Raw genomic sequence first — 13,369 nt, 5'->3', positions numbered from 1 at the left:
TTGTTAAACATATTAATTATGAATATGATCTAAACGGAATAAACCTTTAGCATAATTATTGGCAACAATTACCGAATTGGCTCCACCCATAGTAAAGTTTAGCGTAGTAAAACTTACATCAGTTGTGCCTGTGAAGAGAGATGCTGCATTCACGATAAAGTGCATATTCGGTTTAGCATCAGTTCTAATTCTCAAAGGATTTGCTGCATTGATTTCTGTTGAATATGTTCTGATGGTATTATTCGGATCGACCACGCCTCCAATGTGAAAGGTTAAAAGGTTGTTTGCTGCTGTAGATTGTGGTGAAGTTCCTTCCAGTTTAACAAAGATATAACCACTGTTCCAGGTCCAGAACATACCATTTATAGGATCTAAGGCGCCAGTTTGTGCACCTGCGAAATTCCGGGCGTAGTCAACACCAATTGTGTATTCAATTTTAGTGTAATCACCTGTCGGAACATCATTGATGGTTACTAGTTTCGAAGCAGGTTTTGATTCATCTATCAACAGATAACTCTCAGGAATTAAATAGGTTGTTCCATCAGCTTTGCTGAGTTTAATATTGCTGACATAATATTTAAACACATTGATTTTAAAATCTTCGCCCTTGGCATTTTTGTAGGTTGTTGTATTTAATGCTAAACCAGCACCATTAACCTGGTGTTCAAATTCCAAAGTGAAGCTTGATTTTGTATCTGTAGAGATTTCATCTGCATCTTTTTTGCATGATGTTAAGCATATAAGAGGGCATAGCAATGCCAGTAAGTATTGTGATATTTTCATCTGTTATGTATAGTTTTTAATGGTGATGAAGCGATCATGGCCAATATTTTAAATTATAGGCAGCCACGATGGTTTAATTTTTAAAAATCGAATCTGTGAATTTATAGTCTTCTGTCATTCTGAAAGCAATGAAGAATCGGCAGCTAAAAAGCACTGTTTAAATGAATCCACTCATTCTCATGTAGGACAATTTAAAACCAGTAATCAATAGCTTGGAGATTTACTTCGTAACTGCTTCGCGGCCTTTGCTGTGCTCAAAATGACAAATAGCCTAAAAGACCCTGATATAAATTCAGGGCGATGATTGTAAATAAAATTTACTTAAACCGTTTTTGGTGGATGAAAAATAGATACAGAAAGATCTTTAACTGGCTTTTCGAGATAGCCACTTTCTGATTTAATAATGAAATAAGGAATTTGATGATTGATTGCTGTGATCTGAAATTTTGGTTCAGCTTCTACTATTCGTTTGAGATTTTCCTGAACTTGTTTATTCTTGCTATCCAAATCTTTCAATTTTTTGGCTAGGAAACACTGACCGTCGCAATGCAATTCAGGATGTTCTTTATTAATACAAAATACACTAGTGATGTATTCTTTATTCATTTTATAGCCTGAATAAACCACAAGTTGCATTGCTCCGTTTGAAACCGTGCAAATCACTAACAGGTATATCAGGATTTTTTTGAACATTGTATCTGCTGCAAAAGTATTAAAGAAATTGAAAGCGGCAAAAGAAATGCGAACCATTTTTAAACCGTTGATTGAAATCAACGGCAATGAATACCTAATAAAACGGAATATCTTGTGCAACATCTTTCAATTGCCAACAGAACGATTATAGTAAATGTTAATCCTTGCCGTCAGTTTCAACTGACGGGTATAAAAAAACACAGATGAATTTCTCCACCTGTGTTCCATTCTTAATTATTTTAAAGAAACTAAGCCTGTAAATCAGCCATCACAGCTTTAATCTTTTCGCCTAATTCTTCGTTGACTTTTGCAAAATCAGCTCTGTCTGCCAAAGTTGCGTTAACGCTGCAATAAAACTTAATTTTTGGTTCTGTACCACTCGGACGAGCTGAAACAATACTTCCATCTTCAGTGATAAATTGAAGTACATCAGAGGTTGGGTAATCTAATTTTGTTACTTTGCCAGTGGCCAAATCAGTTTCCTGACTTAGTTCATAATCTTTCAATACAGAAACTTTCGATCCGCCTAAAGTTGCAGGTGGATTTTTACGGAATTTTACCATCATCGCCTTAATTTCTTCAGCACCGGTTTTTCCTTTTTTGGTAAGCGAAACTAAATCTTCTTTGTACAAGCCGTATTCAACATACATATCCAATAGGGCATTGTATAAACTTGCGCCTTTATCTTTGTAGTAAGCCGTCATTTCAGAAATGAAAGCCGCAGAAACTACCGCATCTTTATCACGAACTAAATCGCCGATTAAATAGCCATAACTTTCCTCTCCACCACCAATAAAATATTTCTTACCTTCTAATTCAGTCATTAACTGACCGATGTATTTGAATCCCGTTAAGGTATTATAGTAAGTAACATCTTTCTTTTTAGCAATTTCTTCAATCAGGTTTGAAGTTACAATCGTTTTCACAATAAACTGATTTCCATCTAGTTTTCCGCTTTCTTCCCAGGCAGATAAAAGATAATTAATCAATAAACTTCCGGTTTGGTTACCGTTTAGTAAAACCCAGTCGCCATTATTATCTTTAACCGCAATACCCACGCGATCAGCGTCAGGGTCAGTTGCCAAAACTAAATCTGCATCAATTTCTTTAGCCTTATTCATGGCCAAAGTCAATGCATCTTTTTCCTCTGGATTTGGATAAACAACTGTAGGGAAATTACCATCAGGTTTACTTTGCTCTTCAACTATAGTAACATTGGTGAAACCAAATTGCTCAAGCGCTTTTGGTACCAGGGTAATTCCTGTTCCATGAATAGGAGAATACACAATTTTTAGATCGTGCTGTCTTTTAATGGCGTCAGGAGAAATTGAAAGTGCGGTGATTCCATCTAAGTAAAGTTTGTCTACAGCTTCGCCAATTAATTCAACATTTGCCTCAACTCTGTCAAACTTCACTTCATCAATGCTCTGGATTTTATTAACCTCGTCAATCACTAATTTATCATCAGGAGAGGTAAACTGACCACCATCGGCACCATAAGCTTTGTAACCATTATACTCTTTTGGGTTATGTGATGCAGTTAACATCACACCGCTTTTGCAACCAAAATGACGAACAGCAAAAGATAACTCAGGTGTTGGCCTTAAAGCTTCGAAAAAGTAAACATGAATGCCGTTGGCAGAGAAAACATCAGCTGTAATTTTTGCAAAGTAATCTGAATTGTTTCTGCTATCATGCGCAATGGCCACACTAATCTTTTCCCCTGGATATTTGTTATTTAAGTAGTTGGCTAAACCTTGTGTTGCCGTTCCTATTGTATATTTATTGATCCGGTTTGAACCCGCACCCATAATGCCTCGCAAACCACCAGTTCCAAACTCTAAGCTTTTATAAAAAGCATCTGTAAGTTCAGTAGTTGAATTGTTATCTACTAGAGATTGGATTTCTGATTTCGTTTTTTCGTCGTAATTTCCATTTAACCACTGATTTATTGTGGTTTGTGTTGATTGATCAATTGATTGCATTGAGCTGTATTTTTAATTTAATATCTGGTGTTGAACAAAATTTATTTCATGAAGTTTGGTGAAATTGAAATAAATTCAATTTGTTCCAAATTTTATTTTGTTGAGGATGTTGCTTTTAAGCTGCTTTTGCTTATTTTCACGCCCCGATACAATAATAAAGAAAATCCAGTATTAAAAATGAGACAATCACATTTTTTATATTCTGGTAAGCACGATGTAAATGGTGTTCTTTTTATTACAGCTAAAATAATAACTAATTAGATGAAGCCCTCATGTTTTTTTAAGTCACCTAGTGGATATAAAACTGATTGTTCCATCGCAAATTGAAACAAAAACAAATCGATGAAAATTTTAAAATTTGGGGGTACTTCAGTAGGTAGTCCCGAGCGCATGACGAAGTTGTTGGATATCATTAATCCAGATGAAGAGCAGATTGTGGTTTTATCAGCAGTGTCTGGTACTACGAATAGCTTAGTGGAGATTTCAAATTATTTTTTAGCTGGAGATAAGAAGAAGGGAAGCGTTGCGATTGAAAATTTGTATGCCAAATATAAAGACTTTGTTGTTGAACTCTTGCCCGCTGCAGATTTTCAGGAGATGGGAAATGAAGTGATCGACTATCATTTTAGCTTCCTTGCAGTTATTACAAACGATATTTTTACTTCAGTAGAAGAAAAAGTTGTTTTGGCGCAGGGCGAATTACTATCTACTACATTATACCATATCTATTTAAAATCAATTGGTGTAGAATCGGTATTATTACCTGCATTGGATTTTATGAAAACCGACGAGGATAATGAGCCAGATATTCCATTTACTACCAAACATCTAACACCTTTATTAGAACAACATAAAGGCAATAAATTATTTATTACGCAAGGTTTTATTTGTCGCAATAGTTTTGGAGAAGTAGATAACTTACGTCGTGGTGGAAGTGATTATACGGCATCATTATTAGGTGCTGCGATTATGGCCGAAGAGGTTCAAATTTGGACGGATATTGATGGTATGCATAATAATGATCCACGTATTGTAAAAGGAACTAAACCGATTGCACAACTATCGTTTGATGAAGCAGCAGAGTTGGCTTATTTCGGTGCTAAAATTTTACACCCACAATCCGTATTTCCAGCGCAGAAATATAAAATTCCTGTTCGTTTATTAAATACGATGGAGCCAACGGCTGCAGGAACCTTAATAACACATAATAGCGAAAAAGGCAAGATTAAATCTATTGCCGCTAAAGACGGCATTACGGCAATCCGCATCCAATCAAGCCGGATGTTATTGGCTTATGGTTTCTTACGCCGTGTTTTTGAGGTTTTTGAACGCTATAAAACGCCAATCGATATGATTACCACATCAGAGGTAGCTGTTTCGTTGACCATTGACGAAATCGGAAATCTTCCGAAAATTATTGAGGAACTGGAAAGTTTTGGAACAGTAGAAGTAGATACCGATCACAGTATTGTTTGCGTAGTTGGCGATTTCGGCTCAGAAAAACATGGCTTTGCTAGCAGAGTTTTAGAGGGATTAAAGCATATCCCAATCCGTATGATTTCTTATGGTGGAAGTAATTATAATGTTTCCCTGTTGATTTTAAGCGAATATAAAACGGAAGCTTTAAGAAGTTTGCACAACAGATTATTCGAATAAAAGATAGAAAGCGCCTAGGATGACCAGTAATCCTATAATGAAGTGAAAAGCTAAAAAGCTTGCTGGTAATAACTCATTTTTATGTTTCTTATAGGAATTAAACAGACCTAAAGTAATTATAACAATGATAAAAATGGCCGCTACTATTTTCATTTTCGTATAAATAAAAGAAATAATACGATCAGGAGAAGCACGATAAAAAATCGGATTTTTCCGTTGTATTGTTTTTGGGTAATTCTTCCATGCTTTAAATCGAGGTAATTACCCCAATAAATTAGCCCAAAGAATAAAATTAAAATTATAATAAGGAATTTGAACATGTTCGCCGATAAAGATATATCAAAGTTTAACAATATAGAAACGCCTTTTTACTATTACGATACTGATTTATTGCAGAAAACTTTAAACACCTGTGCCGAGGCTGCAAAACCTTATCAATTTCACATTCATTATGCGTTGAAAGCAAATTTCAATGCTGTTTTGCTGGAGCAGATTAAACAAATTGGCTTTGGCGCCGATTGTGTCAGCGCAGGAGAGGTAAGACGTGCAGTAGAAGTTGGTTTCGATAATAAAAAAATCGTATTTGCCGGTGTTGGTAAATCTGATAAAGAAATAAATGAGGCTTTGGATTTAGATATTTTCTGCTTTAATGTAGAATCTATTCAGGAATTGGAAGTTTTGAATGAGCTTGCCGCCGCGAAGGGTAAGGTTGCGCAAGTAGCCATTCGTATCAATCCCAATGTTGATGCGCACACGCACCACAATATTACGACTGGTTTAGATGAAAATAAGTTTGGCATTAATTCATGGGATTTGCCTGAATGTGCCGAAACCTTGAAATCTTCTAAAAATTTGAGATTCCTCGGAATTCACTTCCATATTGGTTCTCAAATTACCAATCTTGATGTTTATAAGAACCTTTGTGTTCGCGTAAATGAGTTTTGTACTTGGTTTGAAGATAAAGGTTTTGTTGTTGAAGTATTGAACGTTGGCGGAGGCTTAGGTATTGATTATCATCACCCTGATCACCAGATCCCAGACTTTCAATCATACTTCAAAATATTTAAAGATTTCCTGGAAATAAAACCTAATCAGGAAGTTCATTTCGAACTAGGAAGAGCATTGGTTGGGCAATCCGCATCGCTAATTACGAGGGCTTTATATATCAAAAACGGTAAAAAGAAAAACTTCGTGGTTTTGGATGCAGGTATGACTGAATTGATGCGGCCAGCTTTGTATCAGGCTTACCATAAAATAGAAAATTTGACACGGGGAAATGAAACTGAAATCGTAAAATATGATATTGTTGGGCCGATTTGCGAAAGCACTGATTGTTTTGGTAAAGAAGTAGAACAACCAAAATCGTTTAGAGGAGATATCTTTGCTATCCGTAGTGCTGGAGCTTATGGTGAAGTAATGGCTTCAAAATACAATTTAAGAGATGCCATCAGATCGGTTTATAGTTCTGAAATTTAATCTCATTCACAAAAAATAAAAAGCCGTAAGCGATAGCATCGCTTACGGCTTTTACCGTTTAATAATCAAGTTATTTCTCTGTATTATCAAAATTAGTTGCTGTTGCTAGCGCTTTCCAGTCTTCCATATCTTTTTGTACAGCCTTGATTTTTTCATCAGCCACATGATACGCATCAGGACCTAAAAATAAATGTAGCGGAGCATCTTTACTTTCAGCCGCAGCAATAATTACCTCAATTGCTTTAGCAGGATCACCTGGTTGTTGGTTATTAATATCATTTTGATGCGCAGCTTGCGACTCACGAACTTCTTTGTAAGCATCAATAGGGTTTTTCGGAACAGCTAATGATCCTGATGTTAAAAATTCAGTCCTAAAATATCCAGGTTCAATCACAGTGGCTTTAATGCCTAAAGATTTTACCTCAGCAGCAAGCGATTCTGTAAAACCTGCTACAGCAAACTTGGTTGCACAGTAAATTCCAAATCCAGGAAAGTTTCCTGAAAATCCACCGATAGAGGAGATATTGAAAATGTGTCCGGATTGTTGCTTTCTCATTTGAGGCAACGTCTTTCTAATTACATTTAACGAACCGAAAACATTAACATCGAAGTTTTCACGAGCTTCTTTATCGCTCAGCTCTTCCAATGCACCAAGCATTCCATAACCGGCATTGTTCACCACAACATCTAATTGTCCGAATTTGCTAATTGTTTTGCCTATTGCCGATTCAACGCTTTCTTCGTTCATTAAATCAACTGACAATGGTAGGAAGTTTTCAAATTCTCCAACAGCTTTTGATAGGTCATTTAAGTTTCTCGAAGTTGCCGCAACGTTATAACCGTTACTTAATAATTTTTTCACTAATGTTAGTCCAAGACCTTTTGAAGCTCCTGTAACAAACCATACTCTGTTATTTTCCATGATTTTTGTTTTTAAATATTCTATTTTTCAATGTTTAGCGAAGCAATTCTTCAAGAAGTGTGAAGATTTTATGCCTCGTAATGACGATTTTAATAGTCGGTCGAAATCGTAATTGCTTTCCAGTCTTGATATTCCTTTGTTAGTGCATCAGCTTTTACCATCGCCCTTTGTAAGGCGTCATTTCCTAACAGCAAATGAATTGGAGGATTTGGCATACTTACTAAGGAAATCATTGCTGCAGCAGCTTTTTCAGGGTCGCCAGCTTGAGCGCCATCCATTTTTAGGTATTTTGCATGTACTGACCGAACGTCTTCATAAGCATCGATTGGATTTTTTGCCAATGCCAAAGATTCTGGCGTTAGGAAACTGGTTCTGAATGCTCCAGGAGCAACTACCGTAACTTTTATTCCGAAAGCTTTTACATCTTCTGCTAAAACTTCTGATAGCGCAATTACGGCCGCTTTCGCTGATGAATACACCGCCCATCCGGTAGCGCCAACGATGCCCGCAATGGATGCAATGTTGATGATATGACCTGAGCGCTGTGCCCTTAAATGCGGACTTGCTTTTCTAATTACGTTTAGAGTTCCGAAAACATTTACATCAAAAGCACTTCTGGTTTCTTTATCCGTTAGTTCTTCAATACTGCCGCCAATGCCATAGCCTGCATTATTAATCACCACATCGATTTTTCCAAACTGCGCAACGGTTGCATTTATTGCTTGCTCAACACTGGTTTCATCACTTAGATCAACGGCTAACGGAAGAAATTTTTCAGAATTTGTATTTACAGCAGCAATTAAATCATTAACGTTTCTGGATGTTGCCGCAACAGATTGACCTGCTTTTAATAATTGGTTTACTAAACTTAGTCCTAAACCTTTGGAAGCACCAGTTACAAACCAAACTTTTTTAAGTCCCATATTTTTATCCTTTTTGTTAAGACAAAATTATATCGGGAATTAAAATTTAGTGTTACGCCAATCAAACTGATGATTACGAAATTCAAACAATACGGTAGGAGCTTGGCGTATGGTTGGTTAATTTTTTAAAGAAGTTGTTAAAATGTGTAGGTTCTTCAAAACCTAAACAATAGCCTATCTCAGAAATATTCCAGTCTGTATGTTTAAGTAACGCCATTGCTTCACTCAACAAGCGTTCGGTAATATAGTGTGTGGTAGTTTTACCTGTTGTTTCTTTTATCGCTCTATTTAAGTGGTTAACATGTACAGAAAGCTGTGTGGCATAATCTTTTGCGGAGCGCATGGTAAATCTCTGCGATGGGTTTTCAATCGGAAATTGCCTTTCCAGCAATTCGGTAAACACCGATGTAATCCTGGAGTTCGCATCAGGATGTTTGTACAAAACTTCTGATGGTTCTGTTTTTAATGCAAAGTGCGTAATTTCGGTAGTGTAGTTTCTTAGTAAGTCATATTTGTACATATAATCACCATTAATTTCCTCAAGCATTTTTTCAAAGATGGCCGAAACATGAGCGTCTTGTTTTTCATTTAACACATAGGCCGGTTTTCCGCCAACAACGAACATAGGTAAGTCGCCAATGTTTCCCCTAACTTTTTCCTTAAAAAATGCTTCTGTGAAAATGCAGAAAAATCCTCTCACGTCACTCATCTTTCCGCTGGCCAGTTCCCAGGTATAGGGTACTTGTGGATTGAAAAACATAAGTGCTGTTCCATTAATCTCCACGCTCTTATCAGCATAATGGTAAATATTATGACCACGATTTAAAGCAATCTTGTAATAATCTCGTCTGCTATAGTTCATCGGAGGTTTATCATCTCCAATACAATCTTCCATTCTGAAGACATTAAAATGCCCAATATCTTTTTGCAGGTTATCTGGTAAAAAATCAAATTTTTTCTGATAAAACTCTTCTATAGATTCCGACTTGCTCATAAATCAAAGTTACAAAATTCAAACTAATTAATTTTAATTATGAATAGATCGATAATTAAATGAAAATCATTTTTGCTTTCGATATGATTATTTTAACAATTGTAATGATCACCTTTGCGGCAATAAGCGTAAACGACAGGTAAATCATTTATTTATTTCAATCACCTGTGCGCAGGAATAAAATAAAAAACTAATAAAATGAAACGAGTAGTTGTAACTGGATTAGGCGCAATAACGCCTCTTGGAAACACTGTAGAAAGCTTTTGGGAAAATATTTTAGACGGTAAGAGCGGCGTCGGCCCAATCACTAAATTCGATACTTCTAAATTCAAAACACATTTTGCTGCTGAAGTTAAAGACTTTAATCCCGAATCTTTTTTGGATAGAAAAGAAGCCAGAAAATTTGATACGTTCACGCAATACGCCATCGCCTCCAGTGATCAGGCAATTACTGATGCCCGCTTAGATTTTAAAACAATGACTGACGACCAATTGGCGGAAGTTGGCGTAATCTGGGCTACAGGAAACGGCGGAATTTCAACCTTTGAAGAGCAACTGGCCGAATTTCATCAAGGTGATGGAACACCAAGGTTTAGCCCATTTTTTATTCCAAAGATGATTGTTGATATCGCTGCAGGTGCCATTTCTATTCGCCATAAACTCCGCGGCCCAAATTATTGTACGGTTTCTGCTTGTGCATCATCCAACACTGCAATTATTAATGCGTTTGATACCATTCGTTTGGGCAAAGCAACCGTAATGATTGCAGGCGGTTCTGAAGCAGCAATTACTGAGGCTTCTGTTGGTGGTTTTAGTGCCGCACAAGCTTTATCTAAAAGAAATGATAGTCCTGAAAATGCATCAAGACCGTTTGATGAAAGTCGTGATGGTTTTGTAATGGGAGAGGGTGCTGGAGCATTAATTTTAGAGGAACTGGAGCATGCTTTAAATCGCGGTGCTCATATCTATGCTGAAATTGTGGGTGGTGGAATGGCTGCTGACGCTTATCATTTAACTGGAACACCTCCAGATGGAATTGGCGCCACTCTGGGCATGAAAAAAGCATTAAACGATGCGAACATTTCTGCTGACAAAATTGATTACATCAATGCACATGCTACCTCAACAGGTTTAGGTGATTTAAGTGAGTTAAATGCCATTAAAAACGTTTTCGATGGTCTACCGGTGGTAATTGGCGCAACGAAATCTATGACCGGCCACCTACTCGGAGCTGCTGGTGCGGTAGAAAGCTTAATCAGTATTCTTGCTATAAGAGATGGCATTGTTCCTCCAACTATAAATACAGAGAAACTCGATGAGAAAATTCCGCAAGGATTAAATATTGTATTGGCAAAGCCGATAAAAAAGGAACTCAATTACGTTTTAAATAATACTTTTGGTTTCGGTGGACACGTAGCAAGCACTATCTTTAAAAAATACGAAGCTTAATTATTTATCCATCAATAAATTAACAAGTTCTTTTAATTCTTCAAGTTCTTGTTCCAATTTAGCAATACGATTTTCCAACACCTCATTGGGTTGGAAAATTGTTGTTTGTTGGGATTCCGGTTCTGCATCCTTAACCTCGGCTTGCTCACCCAATAAATGTACAAATCTTGCCTCTTTTTGCCCTGGTTTTTTTGGTAAGAGTTTCACAAAAGCAGGCGCCTCATCCGAAAGTTTTTTCAGTTGCTCTGAAATTTCTTCAATACTTTCAAATTCATAAAGCCGGCCCGAGTTACTATTAATTTCCCCAGGAGTTAGTGGGCCACGCAAAAGTAGCAAGCATAATATAGAAAGTTCTGATGGTACTAATGGATAAACTATCCCGAGATTATGTTTATATTTAATTACTCTACCGGAACCTCCTGTAGCCGTAGATATTAATCCTTTTACTTTTAATGAATTTAATGTAAGTGTAACCGTTTCTTCATCATAATTTACAACAGGATTTCTCGAACTTTTTTGGTTACAAGCCGCCGTCAAGCTGTTCAAAGTCATTGGATAATAATCGGGAGTTGTCCGGCTTTTTTCTATTAATGAACCTAAAACGCGTTGTTCTTCTGCTGATAAATCGGGTAGTGGCTTAATTTCTTCCATTTGATAAAAATAGAAATTGAGTTGATATTACTGAAATTATTTTTTGAGATAGGATGCCGTCACCCTGAATTCATTTCTGGGCTAAATGCAGGTGAGATAATTTAACATAACGAAGAGCAGAAGCTAGATCCTGAAAATTCGGCTTATTAGAATTATTCTAAATTCCTAAATGTGTGCTTTTTGCGGTTTAGATTGCCGAACTTTAAAAACAACAACATCTCAAAACATATTTTATGCAATCATCTGATCAGGAATCAAATCATGGCGATTCGAGGCGGGATTTTCTAAAGAAAAGTTCCTTAATTACGGCCATCGCCTTAACACCATCTGTAGCGGTTAAAGCTGCAGAAAATCAAGCCGATGAACGTTTCGCTGAACTTTTTGAAAAAATACCACTCAATATCACTGTAAATAATAAGAATTACAAAAGCGCTGTTGAGCCGAGAGTTACCCTTTTGGATTACTTGCGTGAAGAACTTCATTTAACAGGTACCAAGAAAGGTTGCGATCATGGTCAGTGTGGTGCATGTACGGTACATGCTGACGGTGAAAGAGTCAATTCATGTTTAAGTTTAGCAGTGATGAATGAAGGCAAGAAAATAACAACTATCGAAGGTTTGGCCAATGGAGAAGAACTGCATCCGATGCAGGCTGCTTTTATCAAGCATGATGGTTTCCAATGCGGATATTGTACGCCTGGACAAATCATGTCGGCTGTGGCTTGCGTTAACGAAGGTCATACCAATTCCAGAGCAGAAATAAGTGAATATATGAGTGGAAATATTTGTAGATGTGGTGCTTATCCTAATATTGTTGATGCGATAGTTGAGGTTTCGAAAGGAGGAATCAAGGCATGATCAATTTTCAATACCTGCGAACAACCACGGCTAAATCGGCCTTAACTTTACTATCAAAGGATAAGAATTCAAAATTTCTAGCGGGCGGAACCAATCTGATTGACTTGATGAAGAGAGGTGTAACTGCGCCTGAAAAATTAATAGATATCAACCATGTTCCTTTAAAGCAAATTGAACAGATTGGTGATAAGATCATTATTGGTGCATTGGCTTCGAACACAGCTGTTGCAGAAAATGCAATCATTAAAGAAAAGCTTCCCTTGCTGGCCATGGCATTAAATGCAGGGGCGTCGGCGCAATTGAGAAATGTAGCAACAGTTGGTGGAAACATGATGCAAAGAACCCGTTGCGGTTATTTTTACGATACCGAAATGCCTTGCAACAAACGTCAGCCAGGTTCTGGTTGTGGTGCTCTTGGGGGTTTTAATCGTATGCATGCAATTTTTGGAACTTCAGATAAATGTATTGCCGTTCATCCAAGTGATATGTGTGTGGCCCTCATTGCTTTAGATACAATTGTTGTTCTGGCAAGTGTTAAAGGCGAGCGCAAAATTTCATTTAAAGATTTTCATCGCCTGGCGGGAGATACTCCTCAATTAGACAATAACTTAAAAGCTGATGAGATGATTATTCGCCTGGAAATTCCAGTTAATAATTTAGCCAAAAATTCGTTTTATTTAAAAGTAAGAGATAGAGCATCCTATGCTTTTGCCTTGGTTTCAGTTGCCGCTGGAATGGAAATATCCAATAACAAAATTACAGATATTCGATTGGCGATGGGCGGTGTAGCACACAAACCCTGGCGTTTAACGGCATCAGAAGATTTTTTAAAAGGCAAAGAACCGTCAAAAGAAAATTTTAAGCAGGCTGCAAAATTGGCCATGACAGGTGCTAAAGGATTTGGAGAAAATGATTTCAAACTTCAAATGGCTCCAAATTCAATTATCGAGGCGTTAACCGTTGCAAAATCCAAAGCGTAA

12 protein-coding genes are annotated in these 13,369 nt (G+C 37.0%); 5 read left to right on the top strand and 7 right to left on the bottom strand.

The features are described 5' to 3' along the window. Positions 1 to 12: 12 nt before the first annotated feature. The 3 genes from EA772_RS18310 to EA772_RS18300 all read right to left on the bottom strand — a co-directional run bounded on the left by EA772_RS18310 (position 13) and on the right by EA772_RS18300 (position 3,461). Positions 13 to 783, bottom strand: a complete 771-nt coding sequence (locus EA772_RS18310) for an MbnP family protein (RefSeq protein WP_124914442.1) — start codon at positions 781 to 783, stop codon at positions 13 to 15. 321 nt (positions 784 to 1,104) lie between these two features. Further along, entirely contained in the window at positions 1,105 to 1,533 is a 429-nt protein-coding gene (locus EA772_RS18305; protein ID WP_124914441.1) for a hypothetical protein, read from the bottom strand. A 191-nt stretch (positions 1,534 to 1,724) separates the two neighbouring features. Further along, entirely contained in the window at positions 1,725 to 3,461 is a 1,737-nt protein-coding gene (locus tag EA772_RS18300) for a phospho-sugar mutase (protein WP_124914440.1), read from the bottom strand. 342 nt (positions 3,462 to 3,803) lie between these two features. On the opposite strand from EA772_RS18300, the gene EA772_RS18295 reads away from it, so the two are divergent. Together EA772_RS18295 and lysA are read left to right on the top strand one after the other, a co-directional pair. Next, positions 3,804 to 5,117: an aspartate kinase gene (locus EA772_RS18295; RefSeq protein ID WP_124914439.1), complete on the top strand. Its 1,314-nt coding sequence runs from the start codon at positions 3,804 to 3,806 to the stop codon at positions 5,115 to 5,117. Positions 5,118 to 5,435: 318 nt separating this feature from the next. Beyond that, entirely contained in the window at positions 5,436 to 6,593 is a 1,158-nt protein-coding gene (gene lysA, locus EA772_RS18290) for a diaminopimelate decarboxylase (protein WP_124914438.1), read from the top strand. Positions 6,594 to 6,663: 70 nt separating this feature from the next. Here the strand turns inward: lysA and EA772_RS18285 are convergent, their stop codons facing one another. The 3 genes from EA772_RS18285 to EA772_RS18275 all read right to left on the bottom strand — a co-directional run bounded on the left by EA772_RS18285 (position 6,664) and on the right by EA772_RS18275 (position 9,432). After that, complete coding sequence (locus tag EA772_RS18285; RefSeq protein WP_124914437.1) at positions 6,664 to 7,515, bottom strand: SDR family NAD(P)-dependent oxidoreductase; 852 nt, start codon at positions 7,513 to 7,515, stop codon at positions 6,664 to 6,666. 89 nt (positions 7,516 to 7,604) lie between these two features. Next, entirely contained in the window at positions 7,605 to 8,438 is an 834-nt protein-coding gene (locus EA772_RS18280) for an SDR family NAD(P)-dependent oxidoreductase (RefSeq protein WP_124914436.1), read from the bottom strand. A gap of 82 nt (positions 8,439 to 8,520) precedes the next feature. Continuing rightward, positions 8,521 to 9,432, bottom strand: a complete 912-nt coding sequence (locus EA772_RS18275) for an AraC family transcriptional regulator (protein ID WP_010600950.1) — start codon at positions 9,430 to 9,432, stop codon at positions 8,521 to 8,523. A 198-nt stretch (positions 9,433 to 9,630) separates the two neighbouring features. On the opposite strand from EA772_RS18275, the gene fabF reads away from it, so the two are divergent. Next, positions 9,631 to 10,881 carry a beta-ketoacyl-ACP synthase II gene (fabF, locus tag EA772_RS18270; protein ID WP_124914435.1) on the top strand — a complete coding sequence of 417 codons (1,251 nt, stop codon included), beginning with the start codon at positions 9,631 to 9,633 and terminating at the stop codon, positions 10,879 to 10,881. Here the strand turns inward: fabF and EA772_RS18265 are convergent, their stop codons facing one another. Next, positions 10,882 to 11,532: a YceH family protein gene (locus EA772_RS18265; protein ID WP_124914434.1), complete on the bottom strand. Its 651-nt coding sequence runs from the start codon at positions 11,530 to 11,532 to the stop codon at positions 10,882 to 10,884. Positions 11,533 to 11,765: 233 nt separating this feature from the next. Between EA772_RS18265 and EA772_RS18260 the strand changes: the two genes are divergently transcribed. Then, complete coding sequence (locus tag EA772_RS18260) at positions 11,766 to 12,389, top strand: (2Fe-2S)-binding protein (RefSeq protein WP_124914433.1); 624 nt, start codon at positions 11,766 to 11,768, stop codon at positions 12,387 to 12,389. Continuing rightward, positions 12,386 to 13,369: a xanthine dehydrogenase family protein subunit M gene (locus tag EA772_RS18255; RefSeq protein WP_124914432.1), complete on the top strand. Its 984-nt coding sequence runs from the start codon at positions 12,386 to 12,388 to the stop codon at positions 13,367 to 13,369. The genes EA772_RS18260 and EA772_RS18255 overlap by 4 nt, the downstream gene beginning before the upstream one ends.

This window comes from Pedobacter sp. G11 (genome assembly GCF_003860265.1).
GTDB lineage: Bacteria > Bacteroidota > Bacteroidia > Sphingobacteriales > Sphingobacteriaceae > Pedobacter > Pedobacter agri.
Note: the sequence above shows the minus strand (reverse complement) of the source record. Positions and strands in the feature narration are given on the sequence as shown.

Coding starts and splice junctions, on each gene's coding strand:
- EA772_RS18310 (WP_124914442.1), bottom strand. CDS start 783: ATGAAAATATCACAATACTTACTGGCATTGCTATGCCCTCTTATATGC.
- EA772_RS18305 (WP_124914441.1), bottom strand. CDS start 1,533: ATGGTTCGCATTTCTTTTGCCGCTTTCAATTTCTTTAATACTTTTGCA.
- EA772_RS18300 (WP_124914440.1), bottom strand. CDS start 3,461: ATGCAATCAATTGATCAATCAACACAAACCACAATAAATCAGTGGTTA.
- EA772_RS18295 (WP_124914439.1), top strand. CDS start 3,804: ATGAAAATTTTAAAATTTGGGGGTACTTCAGTAGGTAGTCCCGAGCGC.
- lysA (WP_124914438.1), top strand. CDS start 5,436: ATGTTCGCCGATAAAGATATATCAAAGTTTAACAATATAGAAACGCCT.
- EA772_RS18285 (WP_124914437.1), bottom strand. CDS start 7,515: ATGGAAAATAACAGAGTATGGTTTGTTACAGGAGCTTCAAAAGGTCTT.
- EA772_RS18280 (WP_124914436.1), bottom strand. CDS start 8,438: ATGGGACTTAAAAAAGTTTGGTTTGTAACTGGTGCTTCCAAAGGTTTA.
- EA772_RS18275 (WP_010600950.1), bottom strand. CDS start 9,432: ATGAGCAAGTCGGAATCTATAGAAGAGTTTTATCAGAAAAAATTTGAT.
- fabF (WP_124914435.1), top strand. CDS start 9,631: ATGAAACGAGTAGTTGTAACTGGATTAGGCGCAATAACGCCTCTTGGA.
- EA772_RS18265 (WP_124914434.1), bottom strand. CDS start 11,532: ATGGAAGAAATTAAGCCACTACCCGATTTATCAGCAGAAGAACAACGC.
- EA772_RS18260 (WP_124914433.1), top strand. CDS start 11,766: ATGCAATCATCTGATCAGGAATCAAATCATGGCGATTCGAGGCGGGAT.
- EA772_RS18255 (WP_124914432.1), top strand. CDS start 12,386: ATGATCAATTTTCAATACCTGCGAACAACCACGGCTAAATCGGCCTTA.